The organism is Bacillus sp. bc15, assembly GCF_900142585.1.
Taxonomy (GTDB): Bacteria; Bacillota; Bacilli; order Bacillales; family Bacillaceae_G; genus Bacillus_A; species Bacillus_A cereus.
On the sequence record NZ_FRBJ01000006.1, the window covers coordinates 94,503 to 116,794 of the forward strand.

The following is a 22,292-nucleotide window of genomic DNA, read 5'->3' on the forward strand; positions in this document are numbered from 1 at the left end:
TCGTTTTCAACATAAAATGTTTTCTATATTATAGGGTCATATACAGACGAGAAAGGCGATCCTAAAATCATTTTACAAAAGATTCACTTTAAAACAGATTCAAACATTTTCATATCAATAAAAAAATGACCTAGTTTCACACTAGGTCATTTTTATTAACGAGGAATAGATTGCATTACAGATTGTAACGTTACTCTTTCTTCTTCTGTTAATGGAAGAAGTGGTAAACGTACAGAACCTACATCTAATCCAACCATTTGTAACGCTGTTTTTACTGGAGTTGGACTTGGCGCCATAAATAACGAATCAGTTACTCTTACAAGTAATTGATGTAATTTTTGTGCCTTTTTAAACTCTCCTGCTTGAAATGCTGTAATCATTTCTTGCATTTCATTTCCGATAACATGAGATGCTACCGAAACGATACCTTTAGCCCCAACTGCCATAGCCGGTAACGTTAAACCGTCATCACCGCTGTATACCGCAAAGTCGTCCGCTGTTTTTTCAATGATTTCTGTCATTGTCAACACATCGCCGCCGGCATCTTTAATAGCAACAATGTTTTCTATTTCTGATAAACGAACAACTGTATCAACGGAGATTTGTACAATAGATCGTCCTGGAACGTTATATAGCATAACCGGAAGCGGCGTACTTTCAGCAATTGCTTTAAAATGCTGATACATTCCTTCTTGACTCGGCTTATTATAATACGGTGCTACTAGCATTACTGCATCCACACCAACTTCTGTTGCCTTTTTAGTTAAGTCAATAGAAGCATGCGTATTATTGCTACCTGTTCCAGCGATTACGGGCACTCTTTTATCGACAACAGATACGACATGGCGATATAACGCTACCTTCTCTTCTGAAGTTAATGTAGGAGATTCTCCTGTCGTTCCTCCTACCACGATTGCTGTTGTACCGTTATCAATTAAATAATTTACCAATTTCGTTGTCTTTGCAAAATCGATATTCCCGTTTATATCAAACGGTGTTACCATCGCGGTTGCAATTGTCCCAAAATCTATCATGGTCTCACTCCTTATTGTTCCAGTTGCTTTTCTTTTGAAAGCTCAAACGCACTATGTAATGCATTTACAGCCTCCACTAAATCAGTTTCTTTTACAAGAACCCAAATTGTTGTATGACTATCTGCCGATTGCAGGATTTGAATACCTTTTTCCGCTAAAGCTGTAACGATTTTCGCAGTAACCCCTGGGTATCCTGCCATTCCAGCTCCAACGATAGATACTTTCGCACAATGCTCTGTCACAATTGGCTCATATCCAAGGTTCTTTAATAATTTAACTGCATGACTTGATACATTATCACTCACCGTATATGCTACACCAGTAGGTGAAATATTAATTAAATCGACACTTATTCCTTCGTTCGCCATCTCTTTAAACACATGTTGTTGCAAATCATATGCCGTTTCTTTTGCAAGCACTTTAATTTGCGTTACGTTTGATACGTGGGCGATACCTGTAACAGGACGTTCTTCTACATCACGACCTCTTGTAGCACCGTTATATGCTGAAATAAGCGTACCTTCACTATCAGAATACGTAGAACGTACACGAAGTGGCACTTTTGCATGCATCGCAATTTCAACTGCACGTGGATGAACGACTTTCGCACCTTGATAAGCCATGTTACAAATTTCGTTATACGTTACAGTTTGAAGATGACGTGCATCTTTTACAATACGAGGATCCGCAGTCATAACACCTTCTACATCAGTGAATATATCGATGTATTCAGCATGAAGTGCAACACCTAATGCTGAAGCTGAAGTATCACTACCTCCGCGTCCAAGTGTTGTCGTATCACCTTTTTTCGTTTGCCCTTGGAATCCTGTAACGACGATTACATCTACATTTTCTAACTCTTCATGTATACGATCGCAATTCATTTCAATAATCTTTGCATTCGTAAAGTCATCATTCGTTACAAAACCAGCTTGTGCACCATTTAATGCTGCTGCTTTTATACCGTTCTCATTCAACATATTAGAGAAAACAATTGCAGAGATTAACTCTCCGCACGATAATAATAAATCTTGCTCACGTTTAGAAATAGTAGATTCCTCTTGATTTACAAGACTTAATAACGTATCCGTTGCATATGGTTCACCTTTACGACCCATAGCAGATACGACAGTAACTACTTTATAACCAGCAGCTAATGATTTCTTTATATGATGAAGCGCATGCTTACGTCCATTGTCATCACGTACTGATGTGCCACCAAATTTTTGAACAATTATTTTCATATTTTGCACCTTCTCTTAGCCGTTTACACTAATTGTAATTTTACTAAGCGCTCTGCAATTTGAACAGAATTCCATGCAGCGCCTTTTAATAAGTTATCAGATACGACCCAAAGATGGAATCCTTTATCGTTATTTAAATCTTTACGGATTCTTCCAACGAATACTTCGTTTTTACCTACTGCAGTAGCTGGCATTGGATATAACTGCTCTTCTGGATTATCTTGCAGAACAATACCTTCCGCATTTGCAAGTAAGCTCTTTAATTCTGCTACTGTTACGCCTTCTTTTTCTACTTCGATGTAAACAGACTCAGAGTGTCCTGATACAACTGGTAAACGTACACATGTTGCCGCTACTTCTAATTCAGGCATATGCATAATTTTTTTTGTTTCGTTAATCATTTTCATTTCTTCAAATGTAAATCCATTATCTTGGAACTTATCAATCTGTGGAATCGCATTAAAAGCAATTGGGAAATGCTTCTTATCACCTGATACAGGAAGAACATTTGCCTTAACTTCTTCGCCATTTAAGATTGCTTGTGATTGTTCATGAAGTTCTTCAATAGCTGCCGCACCAGCACCTGATACAGCTTGATATGTGGAAACGATTACTCGTTTTAAACCATATTGCTGACGAACTGGCTCAAGAGCTACTACCATTTGAATTGTAGAACAGTTTGGATTTGCAATAATACCATTATGTTCTTTTAAGTCGTTTTCATTTACTTCAGGTACAACAAGTGGCACGTTTTCTGTCATACGGAATGCACTTGTATTATCAACAACAATCGCACCGCGTTTTGCTGCTTCTGGCGCTAATTGTTTCGATACAGATCCACCAGCACTAAATAGTGCGATATCTACTCCTTCAAAGCTTTCAGGAGTTGCCTCTTGAACTGTAAATTCTTCGCCTTTAAATACAAGTTTCTTACCTGCAGATCGTTTAGATGAAAGTAACGTTAATTTCCCGATTGGAAATTCTCGTTTCTCTAAAGTATTTAACATTTGTTCACCAACTGCGCCGGTTGCTCCAACTACAGCGACATGAAAAGTTTTTTGCTTTTCCATCACTATGCCCCTTTCTAGATACCAATCCTTCTATAACTTAGAATCAGAAGGAGTATACAATACCCCTTCTAATCTTAATAACGTTAATTTTATCATATTCTACAGTAAGAATGATGGTTTCATCAAAAATTGTCCGTTTTTTTTCGTTTTTTAATTCATATATCTGAATTTTTCTACGACCACCGGTTGCAATTGCTTTCCTTGCAGCGCTTCTAATACTGTATCTTCCAGTAACTCCATACGAGCTACCATTGAGTTCGGTTTTTTCTCTGGCGCATCTTGACCGAATGGGACGAAATAGATATTTTTTGTGGCCATTAGGCGCATGAGATTTACCCCATTTAATCCTAAAGCATCATTCGTCGAAACTGCCAATACGACAGGCTTGCCATTTCTTAGCGTCGCTTTTGCTGCCATTAGTACTGGAGAATCTGTCATTGCATTTGCAAATTTACTCATAGAATTTCCTGTTAAAGGAGCGATTACCATGCAGTCTAATGGAATTTTAGGTCCAAGTGGCTCTGCTCCAACAATTGAATTAATTGCTTTAAAACCTGTTATTTCTTCAATCTTCTTAATCCACTCTGCTCCTTCTCCAAATCTAGTATTTGTTGATTGAACAGTGTATGAAACAACGGGACGTACTTCTGCCCCTTCAGCAATTAATTTTTCTAAGTGCGGCATAACTTCCTCATACGTACAATGTGAACCCGTAAATCCGAAACCAATTCGTTTCCCCTTCAAACTCATTTCTTTTCCTCCTCCTTTGCAATTGCATCTGCTGCTAATAACTGAGAAAGAACATTTGCTAAAATTTGCCCAGCCGTTTTGGGAGCAACAATACCTGGTAATCCAGGTGCTAGCAACGCTTTGACTCCTCTTTTTTCCGCATATCTAAAGTCAGTACCACCTGGTTTAGAAGCTAAATCAATCACTAACGTATGAGCTGGCATTTTTGCAATAACATTCGCTGTTACAACGAGGTGCGGAATTGTATTGATTACAATATCGATATTCCCTACTTCTTTCTCTATGTCTTGCATATGAAAAGGAGAAAACATCATTTCTGTAATACGTGCAATATGTTCAGATCGTCTTGCTCCAACTTTGACATGGGCTCCTAATGATTGAAATGCTCTCGCAACACTCATTCCTGTTCTACCAAATCCTAGAACCATTACATTGGACCCATGAATTGTATAGTCGGTATGTTGAATTACCATCATTAATGTACCTTCTACAGTTGGAATAGAATTGTATATTGCCACATCATCACGATCAAATAATTTAACAAGTTTTCGGTTCGTAGTAGATACGAGATTTTCCAAGTAAGGTGTACCAATACCCGAATATATAGTAAAGTGTTCTGGTGTATTTTCAATTTGTTCTTTCGTTATTGAAACTTTTTCATTTGAAAAAATAGTATCTACTTCTCCTTTAGCATTTGTACCTGCAACCGGCAAAATGATTGCGTCTACAGAAGTGAAATCTAAATTTTGTATACTTTCTTTTGCTGCCCCTGTGAAACCATGATCTAACTGATCAAACCCTATCAAAGAAAGTTTCGCATCCAATTCAACTAGCTTACGAATTACTTCTAGCTGCCTTGCATCTCCTCCTATGACAGCAATATGCATCTCAGTCAACATTCCCTAATTCACCTTCTTTTTCTGTCATTTATAAGAAAAGTGCCTACTTTTTCTTTTTCCTCCACATCATATGTAATGTACGAGTTTATGGTGATTGAAAATCCAAATGCACATATGATTTATCAGGTTTCTATGTAGATACAAAAAAAGATGACCAAAATGGCCATCCTTCACTCCGAATTTGAACGATCTACACTATCACAAAGAAGCATATCATGTCCGACTTTCTTTATTTGATTCCATGCCACCCTTACTTCTTGTGGCTCCTTTTTAAAACCTCCCCACTTCCCTACAGGTATTATAAGTGTTTGTATTTGTCCGTCTTTCTCATTAATCTCTAAATCCATATAACCTAAGACTCCCATTTTTTCCGCTTTTTCTATATCTACAACCTCTTTACCACTTAATTCACTTAATCGCATACATACTCCACTCCCCTACTGAATTTTTCATTTGCATTGTCTATAATTAGTACCTATTCTATATGTATAAAAAAAATAACCTTCTCTCATTTAAAAAGAGAGAAGGTTATTTTCAGATACATCATAAAAATCGATTATAGTTTTATTCCTTTTGGAAGTTTTCCGTCTGGACTAATAAGTGCCGCAGAGAATTCATCAGTAAACATGTTGCGAATTAATCCGTCCACATTTTCTTTTGTTACAGTGTTTACACTTTCAATAATCTCATCAAGTGAACGATGTTTACGAAGAAGCAATTCATTTTTACCGTTACGACTCATACGGCTATTTGTACTTTCTAAACTTAACATTAAGTTTCCTTTTAATTGCTCTTTACTATTCATAAGCTCTTTTTCTGTAATACCTGTATTTTTCAATGTCTCTAATGTTTCTTGCATTGTTTCATACAGTGTATCTAATTGTTGGCTACCTGTTCCACCGTAAAGTGTTAACATACCTGTATCTTCATAAGAAGAGTGGTAAGAAAATACCGAGTAAGCTAATCCACGTTGCTCACGTACTTCTTGGAATAAACGGCTACTCATGCTACCGCCTAAAACATTATTTAATACAATTAAGTTATAAATATCTTCGTGTCCCATTTGTAAGCCTTTATATCCTAGACATAAATGAGCTTGTTCCGTTTCCTTTTTACGGGCTACCTTATTGAAATGGAAAATTGGGCTATGTACTTGTTCACGGTTTGTTGTTCCTTCATAACTACCGAAATATTGCTCCACTGTTTGTAAAAATGCTTCATCAATATTTCCTGCAACTGATACAACTACATTTCCAGGTGTGTAATGATCTTTTATATATTGACGTAACGTATCACCTGTAAACGTATTAAGCGTTTCTTCTGTTCCTAAAATAGGATATCCAAGTGGATGCGTTTCATATGTTGCTTTCGTTAACATATCATGCACAATATCATCTGGCGCATCTTCGTACATTTTAATTTCTTCACATACGACATTCTTCTCTTTTTTCAGTTCTTCCTCATCAAATGTTGAATTAAAGAACATATCTGCTAAAACATCTAAAGCATATTTAGCATGCTCATCTAATACTTTTGCATAGTAACAAGTATATTCTTTTGAAGTAAATGCATTCACTTGACCACCAATGCTATCAAATGATTCTGCAATCTCTCGTGCACTACGTGTTTCTGTCCCTTTAAAGAACATATGCTCTAAAAAGTGAGAAATCCCATTATTTTTTTCATTTTCATTTCTTGATCCCGCATGGATCCAAATACCAATTGCAACCGATCTTACAGTTGGTATATTCTCCATAACTATTCTTACACCATTTTTACAAGTATATTTTTTAATCAAAAACTTTCCTCCTACTGCCAGTTTCTCTAAATAAAACGCTATTATTTAATGATAACAAGTTTAAGGATGAATGTCATGCAAATGTATTTAATCCACACGTTTTTCATCCAGTAATTCAGTTATATTCCCCACTTTATATCTTTGTTCCTTCAATTTTATAATCATTGTTTCTAAAGCCTCTGCTGTAGACGAAGTAGGATGCATTAATATGATAGCACCTGGATGTATTTTTCTCATTACTCTCTGCAATAGTACATCCGGCTCAGGTCGCTTCCAATCGATCGTATCTACAGTCCACATAATCGTTCCCATTTGAAAATCATCTGCAATCTTTACGACTTCATCTCGAAAGCTTCCACTCGGCGGAGCAAACCATCTTACTTTTTGATTCGTTGCTACTTCTATCATTCGATTTGTTTTTTGTAACTGATCTCGTATTTCATCTGACGATAACGTTTTCATATTAGGGTGTGTGTATGAGTGATTTCCAACTTCTTGTTTTGCATCGACAATCATTTTTGCAAACCGCAAATTTTCTTTCACCCAACGTCCTTCTAAAAAGAAAGTGGCCTTCACATCATGCTTTTTCAAGATTTCTAATATGCGAGGCAAATACTCATTTCCCCATGCCACATTTATTGTTAATCCTACCATCTTTTTATTTGGATGCCCTCTATAAATTGGAGCTGGTGATAAATCTTCCAAATGAACACTCGGTGAGACTTCTTTGAATTCAAGATATTTTTGATCAAATTCCTTTAGCTTCTTCATATTATTATACGATGCTTCAATATCCACTTGTCTTCCATTATATCCAGGTGTTGCCTTCCATATTTTATCAATCATCGCATTTTGAGGTGCAATCTCATACTGTTTTGCATGCTTTTGAATTTCTTCATGCAAGTTATCTTGTGCAAAAACAGAATAAGAGCCTAAACTGACATATAAAGAAAATATACATATGTATGCCAATATACGAACTTTCATATAAACCCTCCCAAATTAACTATATAAAAACATTTTCTTCTTATCTTTGTTAATTTGAGCGTTATAATGAAAACTATACCTATACCGACATAAAAATATATGAACATCATGTTTTTTACATAACAAAAAAAGCCAGTTTAACTGGCTTTTACTTATTGCTGCTCTTGTTTGTTTTCTTCTTTAGCAGCTTCTTTTTCTTGCTCTTCTTTTAGCAATACTTTTCTAGATAGATTTACGCGACCTTGCTTGTCAATCTCGATAACTTTAACTGTAATTACATCACCGATTTTCACAACGTCTTCTACTTTACCTACACGCTCAAGTGCAAGTTCAGAAATATGAACTAATCCATCTTTACCGCTGAATAATTCAACGAAAGCACCAAATTTCTCAACACGTTTCACTTTTCCTTCGTAGATCTCACCTACTTGTACTTCGCGAACGATATCTTCGATAATCTTCTTAGCTTTGTCGTTCATTTCTTGATTTATTGATGAAATGAATACTGTACCATCTTGCTCGATGTCAATTTTAACGCCAGTTTCTTCAATAATTTTATTGATTTGTTTACCGCTTGGTCCAATAACGTCACGGATTTTATCTGGGTTAATTGTCATTGTAATAATCTTTGGAGCGTAAGCTGATAATTCAGTACGTGGCTCTGCAATAACAGATAACATATGATTTAGAATGTGCACACGACCAATTTTCGCTTGTTGTAATGCCTCTTCTAAAATCTCACGTGATAAACCATCGATTTTAATGTCCATTTGCAGCGCAGTTACACCTTGTGCTGTACCTGCTACTTTAAAGTCCATATCACCTAAATGATCTTCCATACCTTGAATATCAGATAAAATTGTGTAATGCTCACCAGATTTAACCAGACCCATTGCAATACCTGCAACTGGAGCTTTAAGTGGAACACCCGCATCCATCATTGCTAAAGTACTACCACAAATACTTGCTTGTGAAGTAGAACCATTTGATTCTAATACTTCAGATACAAGGCGTACTGTGTATGGGAAATCTTTTTCAGATGGAATTACAGGCTCAAGTGCGCGCTCTCCTAGTGCACCGTGACCAATTTCACGACGACCTGGTCCACGCATCGGTCTTGTTTCACCAACACTAAATGATGGGAAATTGTAATGGTGCATAAAGCGTTTTGATTCTTCTACACCAAGACCATCTAAAATTTGCACATCGCCTAATGCACCTAATGTACAAATACTTAATGCTTGTGTTTGTCCACGTGTGAATAAACCAGAACCGTGTGTACGAGATAAAATACCAACCTCTGATGCTAAAGGACGGATTTCGTCACCTTTACGGCCATCTGGGCGAATTTTTTCAACTGTAATAAGACGACGTACTTCTTCTTTTACAATTTTATATAAAATCTCATTTACTTGTCCTAATGTATCAGCGTCAGCTTCCTCAGCTTCGTAATGCTCAATTACACGCTTTTTCACTTCGTTAATTGCATCTTCACGTGCATGTTTCTCATGTACTTGAATTGCAGAATGCATATCCTTCTCAGCCATTTCACGTACAGCTTGATTAAGATCAGCGTCAACTTCATAAAGTTTCACTTCTGATTTCTCTTTACCTACAGCTTGTACAATCTCTTCTTGGAATGCAATTAAACGTTTAATTTCGTCATGACCAAACATAATTGCTTCTAACATTGTTTCTTCAGGTACTTGATCTGCTCCTGCTTCAACCATGTTAATCGCATCTTTCGTACCAGCTACAACTAAGTGGATATCACTTTGTTCTTGCTGTTCTACTGTTGGATTAATAACGAATTCGCCATTAATACGACCAACTGTCGCACCAGCGATTGGACCTTCAAATGGAATATCTGAAATCGATAACGCTAATGAAGAACCAAGCATAGCTGCCATTTCAGAAGAACAATCTTGATCAACACTCATTACAATGCTGACAACTTGTACTTCGTTACGGAAACCATCTGCGAATAGTGGACGAATTGGACGGTCGATTAAACGACTTGCCAAAATTGCTTTTTCACTTGGACGACCTTCACGCTTAATAAAACCGCCAGGAATTTTTCCGACTGCATATAAACGCTCTTCATAGTTTACTGTAAGTGGGAAAAAATCTACATTTTTAGCTTCTTTTGATGCAGTTGCTGTAGATAGAACCGCTGTATCGCCATATCTTACTAATACTGCTCCGTTCGCTTGTTTGGCAAGCTGACCAGTTTCAACTGTTAGCTGGCGACCAGCTAAATCTATCGAGAAGACTTGCTTTTCTTGACTCATTTAAGTACCCCTCTCAATTTAAAGTATTCAATTCTTCTATGTAAATGGATAGTATATCACAATATTCTACCTCTAGTATTGCCTAAAATTAAGTAAGCTATAAAGCGTAGAAGATATATTTTTACCTAACAAAAAAGCGGGAATATTCCCGCTTCTTTGACTATCGACGTAAGCCAAGCTTTGTGATTAATTCACGGTAACGTGTGATATCGCTATTACGAAGGTAAGTTAGTAAATTACGACGTTTACCAACCATCTTTAATAGACCACGACGTGAATGATGATCTTTCTTGTGAGTACGTAAGTGCTCGTTTAGAGTGTTAATTTGCTCCGTTAGGACAGCAATTTGAACCTCTGGAGAACCAGTATCAGTCTCATGAGTTCTAAATTGTGCAATGATTTCATTTTTACGCTCTTGTGTTAAAGCCATCCTATTTCACCTCCTATTAATTAAACCCCCAATTACCTAGCAAGCGTCGGTGAGTCGCAATGCCAAGCAATGGTTGTCATAAAGTACATAACATAGAATACTACTTTTCATTTGAAAAAGCAAGTATATTCTTTTCGCTCGCAAAATATTCTTGTGCTGTTTTCTTATCTTTTGCGATTTGTTCAACTAACTCATCAATGCCATTGAATTTCTTCTCTTCTCTTATACGCATATGCCACTCTACTGTAACATTTTGATCGTATATATCTTTGTTAAATTCAAATAAGTGCACTTCAATTGATAATTGGCGCCCATCTTCTTTAAAAGTCGGTTTATATCCAATATTACATACACCATCGTACCATTCATCGTGAACTTTTAATCTCACTGCATAAACACCTACAGGTGGCAATAAATACTCATCACTTAAACCTACATTAGCTGTTGGAAAACCAATTTGACGCCCACGTTTGTCGCCGTGTATAACTGTTCCCGTTACAGTATAGGCTCTACCTAAAATAGATGGAATTTGTTCCATTTCGCCATTTCGAATTAACTTTCGTAATGCTGTAGAACTTACTTTCTCTTCTTGAAATTCAACTTTTTCAATCACAGTCTGTGTAAACTCCCCTCTTGCATGAAATGGTAAAGTCTCCATCTTTCCTTTTCCTAAACGTCCATATGAATAATCAAACCCTGCTACTACATGCTTTACATTTAAACCAATAATATAATCATCTACAAATTGTTGTGGTAATAACCCTGCAAATGATTCATCAAATTTAATCACATATAATATATCGATTCCTAAGCTTTCGACTATTTTTTCTTTATCACGCATTGGTGTAATATACTCCACATGCGCATCCTTTTTCCCTAAAACAACAGATGGATGAGGATGAAATGTCATAACTGCACTTTTATATCCTCGGTCGTCCGCTATTTTTTTCGCAGTTCGAATTACACATTGATGTCCTAAATGAATGCCATCAAAAAATCCTAATGCCATTACAGTAGGTGGTAATTCTAATTTATTTTGTTCATGTGGATGAGTTAAATGAATAAGTTTCACGCTTGAATTCACCTTTTTCTGTAATAATCCTTCCAATAATTCATTATAGCTTTAGTTCTTGATTATTCACAAGTACTTTCATCGGCTTTAACATGCCAGGATGTTTCGGATGATGTTCATAAATTGCTAAGCAACGATCATTTTTATCAAACACTGTAATAAATGGTGCTGTTATTTCTAATTCATTCTTTAAGAACATACCATTCTTGATTTTCTCTGCTTGCTTTTCATCTACAACCATTTTTGGAAACTTACTTAATGCTTCATCAATTGAAATGAAGATAGACTCTACTGTTCCATTTTGCACGTTTTCTTCAATTTCTTCAAATGATATGCAATCTTCTAATAAAAATTCACCAGATGCCGTTCTTACAAGGTGAGACATATGTGATGGGAAACCAAGTTTCTCCCCGATCATTACCGCTAACGTTCTTACATATGTTCCTTTACTACACGTTACACGGAAACGGAATGAAATATTTTCTCCTTCAAAAACTTCACGGTCATCAAGTAATACGAATTCATGAATCGTAATTGTACGAACTGGACGTTCTACCTCTTGTCCTGCTCTTGCATATTCATATAATTTTTTCCCGTTTACTTTTACAGCTGAGAACATTGGTGGCATTTGTTCAATCGTGCCTGTTAATTCCGCTAGTACCTCTTCTACTTCTTTACGTGTAATAACACGGTTTACATCTTGTTTCTCCACAACTTCACCAGAAGCATCTTCTGTTGTTGTTGAAAACCCTAATGTTACTTCACCTTCATATGTTTTCGTTTCACTTGTTAAAAATTGTGCAATCTTCGTTGCTCTCCCCACACAAAGTGGCAATACTCCCGTTACATCTGGGTCTAATGTTCCCGTATGACCAATTCTCTTTTCTCGCAATATCTTTCTTAATTTAAATACACAATCATGTGATGTCATGCCTTTTGGCTTATGTAATAATACTACACCTTCCATATATGTTCACCTCATCATAATTCTTTCGTAGTAAATATCCAAAACTTATTTTGCATTGAAAAAATGGATAGACAAATGTCTATCCATTATTCTTCACGTTTACCGTCTTTATTAATTTCATGTAAAAGTGTATCAATTCGATGACCATATCCGATAGACTCATCAAACTCAAAGGTAATTTCCGGTGTTTTACGAAGACGAATACGTTGGCCAATTTCTGAACGAATAAAGCCTTTTGCCTTCGCTAAACCTTTTAACGTATTTTCTTTCTGTTCTTCGTCACCTAAAACAGAAATATATACTTTGGCAATTTGCAAATCACCACTCACTTGTACATCTGTTACTGTAACAAATCCGATACGTGGGTCTTTAATTTTACGACTAATGATGTCGCCTAATTCTTTTTTCATTTGCTCGCCTACACGGTTTGCACGTAATTTCATAACTCTTCACCTCATTCAATACCATTCCAATTGTGTTATCGTACGTTCAATTTCAGGAAATGAATCGATGTACTCCAGTACACGATTCATTTCTTTTTCACAGATAACACGATTTGAGGATACGGAAACAACCGCAATTTCTGTACGTTGCCATACATCTTGATGCCCAACTTCAGAAACAGCTACATTATAGCGCTGTTTCACACGAGTTAGCACTCGTTGCAAAATTGCCCGTTTCTCTTTTAAAGAATGCACATCGTAAATCATACACTCGAATGAGAGTGAAGCGACAATCATCGCTTCACTTCTTCCATAACGTATGCTTCAATGATGTCCCCTTCTTTAAGGTCATTATATCTTTCAATTGTAATACCACACTCATAGTTTTGTGCAACTTCTTTTACGTCGTCTTTGAAACGTTTTAACGTATCAAGTTGTCCTTCGAAAATTACGATACCATCGCGGATAATACGAACGCCACTATCGCGTGTAATTTTACCGTCAATTACGTAACAACCTGCGATTGTTCCAACTTTTGTTACCTTGAATGTTTGACGAACTTCCGCTTGACCGATTACTTTTTCTTCGAATTCTGGATCCAGCATACCTTGCATTGCTAATTCAATTTCTTCGATTACTTTGTAGATAATGCGGTGTAAGCGAACATCAACGTTCTCTAATTCAGCTGTACGCTTCGCGTTCACATCCGGACGTACGTTAAATCCAATTACAATTGCATTAGATGCAGAAGCTAAAATGATATCAGATTCTGTAATCGCACCTACACCAGTGTGAATGATTTTAACTTTTACGCCTTCAACATCAATTTTACGAAGTGACGCTGCCATCGCTTCAACAGAACCTTGTACGTCTGCTTTTACGATTAAGTTGATTTCTTTTACATCGCTCTCTTGGATTTGTTGGAATAAATCTTCAAGGCTTAATTTAGATTTCTCACCACGTTGTGCAACTAACGCTTCTTGTGCACGTGATTCACCGATTTGACGAGCTTTCTTCTCATCAGCGAATGCCATGAAACGATCTCCAGCTTGTGGTACTTCATTTAAACCTGTAATTTCAACAGGAGTTGATGGACCAGCAACTTTTACACGACGACCAATATCACTTACCATTGCACGAACACGCCCGAATGAAGTTCCAACAACGATTGGATCTCCAACTCGAAGTGTACCGTTTTGAACTAATAATGTCGCGATAGTTCCTTTACCTTTATCAAGCTGTGCTTCAATTACAGTACCCGTTGCATAACGATTTGGGTTTGCTTTATATTCTTCTACTTCACTTACAAGAAGAATCATCTCTAGCAAGTTGTCAATTCCCTCGCCTTGGATTGCAGAAATTGGTACGAAAATTGTATCTCCGCCCCAAGCTTCTGGAACTAATTCATATTCTGTTAATTCTTGCATTACACGATCAGGATTCGCCGCTGGTTTATCCATTTTATTCACAGCAACAATAATTGGTACTCCAGCTGCTTTTGCATGGCTAATCGCTTCAACTGTTTGAGGCATAACACCGTCATCAGCTGCAACAACAAGGATTGTAATATCAGTTACTTGCGCACCACGAGCACGCATCGTTGTAAATGCCGCGTGACCAGGCGTATCTAAGAATGTAATTTTCTTATCATTTACTTCAACTTGGTATGCACCAATATGCTGAGTAATTCCACCCGCTTCGCCAGCAGTTACTTTTGAATTACGAATTGAGTCAAGTAATGTTGTTTTACCATGGTCAACGTGCCCCATAATCGTAACAACAGCTGGACGCTCTTTTAAGTTTTCTTCATCATCTTGCTCATCAATGAATGTTTCAAACTCAGTTTCACTTACAACTACTTCTTCTTCTACTTCAATACCGTAATCAGTAGCAATTAACTCAATTGTATCTTTATCCAAGTCTTGGTTAATTGTTGCCATAATTCCAAGCATGAAGAGCTTTTTAATAATTTCAGATGGCTCTTTACTTAACTTTTTAGCAAGTTCACCTACTGTAAGGCTTCCAGAGAAAGTAATTTTATCTGGTGTTTCTACTATTTGCGTTTGTTGTCTTCCAGCAAAGTTATCTTGACGTTTGTCTTCATTTCCTTTGCCTTTTTTCTTTTTCTTATTGCTGTTCTTTTTACTGCGAACAACTTTCTCTTCTACTTCAAACTCATCTGCAACAGAAGGTTTTTCCGCTCCAGTGTTATATTCATTATCTAATTTATTTACTACTTCATCTTCTAACATTGTCATATGATTCGAAACCTCGATATTCATCTCTTTAAGTTTTGTCATAAGATCTTTACTTGAGATATTATTTTTTTTTGCATATTCATGTACTCGAATTTTACTCATACCTTCACCCCCGGTAATTTGTATCGAGCATGCTACGTAGCTTTTTCGCAAAGCCTTCATCTAACACAGCTACAACGACTCGCTCGTCTCTCCCAATCGCATGCCCTAATTGTTGTCGATTTTCGACTTTTTTCATTGGTACGTTGTAGTACGTCGTTTTATCAGTGATACGTTTAGTAGTGTTCGCTGACGCATCTTCAGAAAGCAATACGAGCTTTGCTTTACCACTTCGTACTTCTTTTAAAACGAGTTCTTCACCCGAAATGATTTTTCGAGCGCGATTTGCTAGTCCTAAAAACGATTTCCAATCGGACACTTATTTCGACTCCTTCTCAACAAGCTCAAGAAGCTCTTCGTACAGAGAACTGTCGATTTTCGCTTTTAGATGATGTTCCAAAATGTTTTTCTTTTGGGCTTGCATAATGCATTCTTTATCTTTTGACAAATATGCACCTCGTCCTGATTTTTTTCCAGATAAATCAATAGACACTTCGCCCTCTTTGGAACGAACAATGCGAACGAGCTCTCGTTTTGATTTCATCTCTTGCGTCGCGATACATTTTCGTAACGGAACTTTTCGATTGCTCATACTCATCACCTCTATTCGATTTCGTCTTCAACTGAATCGAATCCGAATGCGATTACGCTATCTTCTTCTGTTACAATTCCAAGTTGTTTCGCATCAGACTCACTTTTAATATCAATTTTCCAGCCTGTTAATTTAGCTGCAAGACGCGCATTTTGTCCACGCTTACCGATAGCCAATGATAGCTGGTGGTCTGGAACAACAACAGTTGTTGCTTTTTCATCTTCATCTACAAGTACTTTAACAACTTGTGATGGGCTTAAAGCATTTGCAACATATTCAACTGGATCATTTGACCAGCGAACGATGTCAATCTTTTCACCTTTTAGTTCATCTACAACACGTTGTACACGTTGTCCTTTCGGTCCTACGCAAGAACCAACTGGATCAACATCAATGTTTTCTGCATGCACAGAGATTTTAGAACGATCTCCTGCTTCGCGCGCTACAGAGCGAATTTCTACAGTTCCATCATAAATTTCTGGAACTTCCATTTCGAATAAACGTTTTAAAAGACCAGGATGTGTACGTGATACGTAAATTTGTGGTCCTTTTGTTGTCTTTTCTACTTTTGTAATAAATACGCGAATACGATCATGTGGCTTATATTGCTCATTTGGCATTTGCTCACTTACAGGTAATAAAGCTTCTACTTTACCTAAGCTTACGTAGATGAAACGAGCATCTTGGCGTTGTACAATACCAACCATAATGTCTTCTTCACGATCACTAAATTCTGAGTAAATAACACCACGTTCTGCTTCACGAACTCGTTGTGTTACAACTTGTTTTGCAGTTTGCGCTGCAATACGACCAAAATCTTTTGGCGTTACTTCAATTTCTAGTACGTCGCCATCTTGGTAGTTTGGATTAATTTGTCTTGCCTCTTCTACAGAGATTTCAAGACGTGGATCAAACACATTATCAACAACGTCCTTACGTGCTAAAACTTGAATTGTTCCCACTTCTGGGTTAAAGCTCACACGAACGTTTTGTGCTTGGTTAAAATTGCGTTTATAAGCAGAGATTAACGCTGCTTCAATCGCATCAATAATAATATCTTTACTAATACCTTTTTCTGACTCTAATACGAGCAAAGCATCTAACAACTCAGTGCTCATGAAGATCCCCCTTCTTACTAAAACGTAACAGCAAGTCGCGCATTTGCAACTTTATCCATTGGAATTTGGATTTCTTTTTTACGTGTTTTAATTGTTAATAGTAGTGTAATTGTAGTACCGTCGTAGGAAAGTAACTTTCCTTCAAACATCTTTTCGCCATCAATCGGCTCATATGTTTTAATTGCCACTTGTTTTCCTACCGCTTGCTGGAAGTCTTTCTCTTTCTTTAATGGGCGTTCTGCTCCAGGAGATGATACATCCAAAAAGTAAAGGTGAGGAATTGGATCCTCTTTATCTAAAGCTTCGCTTAAACGTTCACTTACCGCACCGCATTCTTCAATGTCGACTCCCTTTTCAGAATCGATGAATACGCGTAAGAACCAGTCTTGTCCTTCTTTCACATACTCTACATCTACAAGTTCAAGATTTAACTCTTCAACGATTGGCTGCGCAAATGCTTCTACAACTTCTGTGACTTTCTTATCCATAAACAGCCTCCTTCCTGCCGCCATGTACCATTTACAAGAAAAGATCCCGTTCATAAAGACGGTCTATCTTATTCTTTCTCGTTAGCTAACAAAAGCCCCTGCCGTTAAGCAGGGAATATCTGTCTTAGTATTACCAAATTTAAGAAGTAAAACTTGTAACAAAATATGTATATACGACAGAAATGTCTTTACTATCTACATGAATAAAATGTAGATAGTAACACGAAAGAGTGGGTTTCCCCACTCTCTTTTTCACAAAATATACATGACATGGTTATCTCGGTTTATAGTATACCATAGCAAATATTGATTTGCAAAGACTTTTCCTACCTATTAGAACAGTGATAATTGGTTTTGATCCGGCAAATCTCCTAAACAACCTTGGCTATCTAAATACTCAATAATTGTTTTCGAAACCTTACTTCGTTGCTGTAAGTCTTCTTTTGATAAGAAGTCTCCATTTTTGCGCGCTTCCACAATACTTAAGGCTGCGTTCGTACCAAGACCAGGCACTGCATTAAACGGAGGGATTAATGAGTCTCCATCAATAATAAATTCCGTTGCATGCGAACGGTATAAATCAACCTTTTGGAATGAGTATCCACGCTCGCACATTTCAAGCGTCATTTCTAGTACCGTTAATAAACTTTTCTCTTTCGGCGCTGCATCCAATCCTTTTTGAGCTATTTCATCAATTTTCACACGTATGGATGCTGAACCTTTCGCCATCGCCTCTACATCAAAATCATCTGCACGGACTGTAAAATATGCCGCATAGAATAAAAGTGCAAAATGTACTTTAAAGTATGCGATACGCACAGCCATAAGTACGTAAGCAGCCGCATGGGCTTTAGGGAACATATATTTAATCTTCTTACATGAATCAATATACCAACCTGGTACATTATTACCTTTCATGTCATCTTCCCATTCTTCCGGTACACCTTTACCTTTACGAACCGACTCCATGATTTTGAAGGCTAATGATGGATCTAAACCTTGATAGATTAAATATACCATGATGTCATCACGACAACCGATAACTTCACTCAGCGTACATGTACCGTTATAAATTAACTCATTTGCATTACCCAGCCATACGTCAGTACCATGTGACAGCCCAGAAATTTGGACCAATTCTGAGAATGTCGTTGGTTTTGTCTCTTCTAACATCTGTCTTACGAATTTCGTACCGAATTCTGGGATACCAAGTGTACCTGTTTTACAGTTAATTTGTTCTTCCGTTACCCCTAACGTTTCTGGACCAGAGAAAATTTTCATTACCTCTGGATCATCCGTCGGGATTGTTTTCGGATCAATACCACTTAAATCTTGTAACATACGAATAACGGTCGGATCATCGTGTCCTAGTATATCAAGTTTCAATAAATTATCATGAATCGAGTGGAAGTCAAAATGCGTTGTTCTCCACTCAGCACCAATTGAATCAGCAGGAAACTGTATTGGGGAGAAATCAAAGATATCCATGTAATCTGGCACAACGATAATACCACCTGGATGCTGTCCAGTTGTACGTTTTACCCCTGTACATCCCGCTACTAAGCGGTCAATCTCTGCATTCCGAATTGTTAAATTGTGATCATTTGCATAACCTTTTACATATCCATAAGCTGTTTTTTCCGCAACTGTACCAATCGTTCCAGCACGGTATACATAATCTTCACCGAACAGTACTTTCGTATAGTTATGGGCACGTGGTTGGTATTCCCCGGAGAAGTTCAAATCGATATCGGGTACCTTATCTCCTTTGAATCCAAGGAACGTTTCGAATGGGATATCATGTCCATCTTTTACATATGCCACATTACATGTCGGACAATCTTTATCTGGTAAGTCGAAACCAGAGCCTACCGAACCATCATTAAAGAATTCAGATTGCTTGCATTTTGGACAGACATAGTGTGGTGGTAATGGGTTTACTTCTGTAATTTCCATCATCGTTGCAACGAACGATGAACCTACTGAACCACGCGAACCTACTAGATATCCGTCGACTAACGATTTTTTCACAAGCTTATGTGAGATTAAATAAATAACGGCAAATCCATGTCCAATAATACTTTTCAATTCTTTTTCTAAGCGAGCCTCTACAATTTCTGGTAGTTCTTCACCATATATACTGCGTGCCATTTTATAACTCATATCACGTGTTTCATCATCGGCACCCTCAATTTTCGGTGTATATAGATCATCTTTTACCGGACGAACATCACCAATTAATGACGCAACTTTTTGTGTATTCGTTACAACAACTTCTTTCGCTTTGTCCTCACCTAAAAATGAAAAACACTCTAGCATTTCATCAGTTGTACGGAAATGTACTGGCGGTAATGAATGTCGATTTAACGGATTTGCCCCGCCCTGTGAACTAACTAAAATTTTACGATACATTGCATCTTCTGGATCTAAGTAATGCACGTTCCCTGTAGCGACAACTGGTTTATCTAACGTCTCACCTAGTTTTACTAAGTTAGAGATAATTGTTTTTAATTGTCCTTCATCTCGAACGAGTTCACGCTCTACTAAATGACGCAACACCTCTGGAGGCATTACTTCAATGTAATCATAGAACTGTGCAATTTCTTCTACCTCTTCAGGAGCTTTTTGCATCATTGCCTCAAATACTTCACCTTTATCACAAGCCGTTCCTACTAAAATTCCTTCACGGTATTTTTTTAATAGTGACCTCGGTACTCGTGGTACACGGTAAAAGTAATTAAGGTGAGAATATGAAACAAGTTTATATAAATTTTTCAACCCAACATCTGATGTGGCAAGTAACGTCATATGACTTGGACGGCCACGCTTATACGCATCCCCTTGTCCCATGCTATCATTTAATTGATCGTGATATTCAAATCCCTTTTCAATTACATCTTTCAACATTTTCACAAGTAAATATCCCGTCGCTTCTGTATCATAAATCGCACGGTGATGTTGCGTTAATTCAATATCAAGTTTTTTGCACATCGTATTTAATCGATGATTTTTCATTTCTGGGAATAAGAATCGTGCAAGTTCTAACGTATCAATAACGGGGTTATTCGTTTTTTCTAACCCAGCCTTTTTAAAACCTACGTTAATAAAGCCCATATCAAAGCTTGCATTATGGGCAACAAGTGTATGGTCCCCCATCCATTTCTCAAACTTTTTAAACACTTCGTCCACTTCTGGTGCATCAGTTAACATATCATCTGTAATACCTGTTAATTCAATAATCGTCGCTGATAATGGTTGATGTGGATTTGCGAAAGATTCAAAGCGATCAATGATTTCGCCACCCTTTACTTTTACGGCAGCCAACTCAATGACTGTGTCGTATACAGCTGATAAACCTGTCGTCTCAACGTCGAAAACAACATACGTTTCCTCTGCAAGTAAACGATGCGCCTCGTTATACGCTATCGGTACACCATCATTAACTAAATTCGCTTCTACACCGTATATAACTTTAACTCCAGCTTTTTTCCCCGCAGAATATGCCTCCGGGAACGACTGAGCCACAGCATGGTCTGTAACCGCAATAGCTTCATGTCCCCATTTACCAGCTTGGGCAACAAGCCTAGAAACAGGAGTAACAGCATCCATTTGGCTCATCGGAGTGTGAAGATGAAGTTCTACACGCTTTTCGCCTTCTGGCGCTTTATCTTTACGAGACGGCCCTGTTATTTCATTAATATCATTTGCAATCATTACTAAATCTCGAACGAATGTATCGTTTTGAACAGAACCACGCGCTTTCACCCACATTCCTTTTTTCAAGGATTGCAGCATTGGAATATCTTCTTTGTCACGCGAGAACATTTTGATCATAATAGAATCCGTATAATCCGTTATTTTTAAAGTTAATAACGTACGCCCACTACGAAGCTCTTTTGTTTCTACATGGAAGACATATCCTTGAACCGTTTTTCTTCTTTCTTCATCTTGAATTTCTCGCATCGGTGTAATCTCTTCATCCGGCTTAATAAGATACCCGAGTGTAATCGGTCCTTCATGCACAACGCTGCTTTCTTCAGCTTGCTTCTTCGCCATTTCTTCCATAGCTTGTATAACACGCTCGCGGTCTTCTTGCTGCGTTTGCTCACGAAACTTTTGCATTTCTTCTGCATTTTGCTGTATATGTGTGTCTAACTGGAAACGCGGGAATCCAAAAGCTTCGTATTGATCCCCCACTGGTTTCGCAACGTTTTTCTTTAAAGCAGTAGACTCCAGCTCATTATTTACATTTATTAACAACTTCACTCCATTCACCTGCGGAAGTTGCTTCTTTAAGTACGCGAACATGGGTGAAAATGTAATTCGTTCCGTACAAAGTGGCCAATACGCCCTTACTTCTTCTTCTGTAAATTGTTTATTCTCTGTTTCTAATGCAAATGTTGTTCTTGCAATATGAGAAAATGATTGCTTAAGCTTTGTTTCTAGCAATTCATATAATTCTGTAGGCAAAATACGTGGCACTTGTAAATCAAAATGCCAACTTTTATTCGCTTTATCAATAACGAGCCTTTCAATACCACCGCCTTGTAAATATTGATTTATAAGGTCGTCTGGTATTTGCAACTGCTGGAGCAAAATTTGAAATCGCTCTTGTTGTTCATTTGTTAAAGACATAAGCACTCTCCTTCCATTTGCTATTATAAATTGAAACGTACTACAAAGAAAGATTTCTTCCTTCTTCTTTTACAAAATACGTTTACAAAGAAAGAGAAGGTACCCCATTACGAGGTA

20 protein-coding genes are annotated in these 22,292 nt (G+C 37.4%); all 20 read right to left on the reverse strand.

Annotation, left to right across the window (positions count from 1 at the left end; all coding sequences use genetic code 11):
* Positions 1 to 155: 155 nt before the first annotated feature.
* The 20 genes from dapA to BUA87_RS19705 all read right to left on the reverse strand — a co-directional run bounded on the left by dapA (position 156) and on the right by BUA87_RS19705 (position 22,175).
* The gene (gene dapA / locus BUA87_RS19610; protein ID WP_000564763.1) at positions 156 to 1,034 is read right to left on the reverse strand and encodes a 4-hydroxy-tetrahydrodipicolinate synthase; all 879 of its coding nucleotides are present in this window, start codon (positions 1,032 to 1,034) and stop codon (positions 156 to 158) included.
* Positions 1,035 to 1,045: 11 nt separating this feature from the next.
* Entirely contained in the window at positions 1,046 to 2,278 is a 1,233-nt protein-coding gene (gene dapG / locus BUA87_RS19615) for an aspartate kinase (RefSeq protein ID WP_072940513.1), read from the reverse strand.
* Between the two features lie 23 nt (positions 2,279 to 2,301).
* Positions 2,302 to 3,348: an aspartate-semialdehyde dehydrogenase gene (gene asd, locus BUA87_RS19620; RefSeq protein ID WP_000414846.1), complete on the reverse strand. Its 1,047-nt coding sequence runs from the start codon at positions 3,346 to 3,348 to the stop codon at positions 2,302 to 2,304.
* A 150-nt stretch (positions 3,349 to 3,498) separates the two neighbouring features.
* Positions 3,499 to 4,098 (reverse strand): dipicolinate synthase subunit B, encoded by a 600-nt coding sequence (gene dpaB / locus BUA87_RS19625; RefSeq protein ID WP_000053596.1) that lies wholly within the window; start codon positions 4,096 to 4,098, stop codon positions 3,499 to 3,501.
* Positions 4,095 to 4,997 carry a dipicolinic acid synthetase subunit A gene (gene dpaA, locus BUA87_RS19630; RefSeq protein ID WP_000954735.1) on the reverse strand — a complete coding sequence of 301 codons (903 nt, stop codon included), beginning with the start codon at positions 4,995 to 4,997 and terminating at the stop codon, positions 4,095 to 4,097. The genes dpaB and dpaA overlap by 4 nt, the downstream gene beginning before the upstream one ends.
* Before the next feature lie 170 nt (positions 4,998 to 5,167).
* Positions 5,168 to 5,419, reverse strand: a complete 252-nt coding sequence (locus BUA87_RS19635) for a YlmC/YmxH family sporulation protein (protein ID WP_016512390.1) — start codon at positions 5,417 to 5,419, stop codon at positions 5,168 to 5,170.
* 134 nt (positions 5,420 to 5,553) lie between these two features.
* The gene (locus BUA87_RS19640) at positions 5,554 to 6,795 is read right to left on the reverse strand and encodes a M16 family metallopeptidase (protein ID WP_072940516.1); all 1,242 of its coding nucleotides are present in this window, start codon (positions 6,793 to 6,795) and stop codon (positions 5,554 to 5,556) included.
* 87 nt (positions 6,796 to 6,882) lie between these two features.
* The gene (locus tag BUA87_RS19645) at positions 6,883 to 7,782 is read right to left on the reverse strand and encodes a polysaccharide deacetylase family protein (protein ID WP_000868221.1); all 900 of its coding nucleotides are present in this window, start codon (positions 7,780 to 7,782) and stop codon (positions 6,883 to 6,885) included.
* Positions 7,783 to 7,934: 152 nt separating this feature from the next.
* Entirely contained in the window at positions 7,935 to 10,073 is a 2,139-nt protein-coding gene (gene pnp / locus BUA87_RS19650) for a polyribonucleotide nucleotidyltransferase (protein WP_000076745.1), read from the reverse strand.
* A 160-nt stretch (positions 10,074 to 10,233) separates the two neighbouring features.
* Positions 10,234 to 10,503, reverse strand: a complete 270-nt coding sequence (rpsO, locus tag BUA87_RS19655; protein WP_001229392.1) for a 30S ribosomal protein S15 — start codon at positions 10,501 to 10,503, stop codon at positions 10,234 to 10,236.
* Between the two features lie 100 nt (positions 10,504 to 10,603).
* Positions 10,604 to 11,575, reverse strand: a complete 972-nt coding sequence (ribF, locus tag BUA87_RS19660; RefSeq protein WP_000766705.1) for a bifunctional riboflavin kinase/FAD synthetase — start codon at positions 11,573 to 11,575, stop codon at positions 10,604 to 10,606.
* 43 nt (positions 11,576 to 11,618) lie between these two features.
* On the reverse strand, positions 11,619 to 12,542 hold the full coding sequence (truB, locus tag BUA87_RS19665) for a tRNA pseudouridine(55) synthase TruB (RefSeq protein ID WP_000399362.1): 924 nt from the start codon (positions 12,540 to 12,542) through the stop codon (positions 11,619 to 11,621).
* Between the two features lie 86 nt (positions 12,543 to 12,628).
* Positions 12,629 to 12,985, reverse strand: coding sequence for a 30S ribosome-binding factor RbfA (rbfA, locus tag BUA87_RS19670; protein WP_000776437.1), 357 nt, complete (start codon positions 12,983 to 12,985; stop codon positions 12,629 to 12,631).
* A 15-nt stretch (positions 12,986 to 13,000) separates the two neighbouring features.
* Entirely contained in the window at positions 13,001 to 13,282 is a 282-nt protein-coding gene (locus BUA87_RS19675; protein WP_000634350.1) for a DUF503 domain-containing protein, read from the reverse strand.
* Entirely contained in the window at positions 13,279 to 15,345 is a 2,067-nt protein-coding gene (gene infB, locus BUA87_RS19680; RefSeq protein WP_000036347.1) for a translation initiation factor IF-2, read from the reverse strand. Before infB ends, BUA87_RS19675 begins: the two co-directional genes overlap by 4 nt.
* A 4-nt stretch (positions 15,346 to 15,349) precedes the next feature.
* Entirely contained in the window at positions 15,350 to 15,661 is a 312-nt protein-coding gene (locus BUA87_RS19685) for a YlxQ family RNA-binding protein (protein ID WP_001286522.1), read from the reverse strand.
* Positions 15,662 to 15,934 (reverse strand): RNase P modulator RnpM, encoded by a 273-nt coding sequence (locus BUA87_RS19690; protein WP_000071125.1) that lies wholly within the window; start codon positions 15,932 to 15,934, stop codon positions 15,662 to 15,664.
* Positions 15,935 to 15,945: 11 nt separating this feature from the next.
* Positions 15,946 to 17,052 (reverse strand): transcription termination factor NusA, encoded by a 1,107-nt coding sequence (nusA, locus tag BUA87_RS19695; protein ID WP_000102598.1) that lies wholly within the window; start codon positions 17,050 to 17,052, stop codon positions 15,946 to 15,948.
* Positions 17,053 to 17,069: 17 nt separating this feature from the next.
* On the reverse strand, positions 17,070 to 17,540 hold the full coding sequence (gene rimP, locus BUA87_RS19700) for a ribosome maturation factor RimP (RefSeq protein ID WP_000359095.1): 471 nt from the start codon (positions 17,538 to 17,540) through the stop codon (positions 17,070 to 17,072).
* A 333-nt stretch (positions 17,541 to 17,873) separates the two neighbouring features.
* The gene (locus BUA87_RS19705) at positions 17,874 to 22,175 is read right to left on the reverse strand and encodes a PolC-type DNA polymerase III (protein ID WP_016512389.1); all 4,302 of its coding nucleotides are present in this window, start codon (positions 22,173 to 22,175) and stop codon (positions 17,874 to 17,876) included.
* Positions 22,176 to 22,292 lie beyond the last annotated feature (117 nt).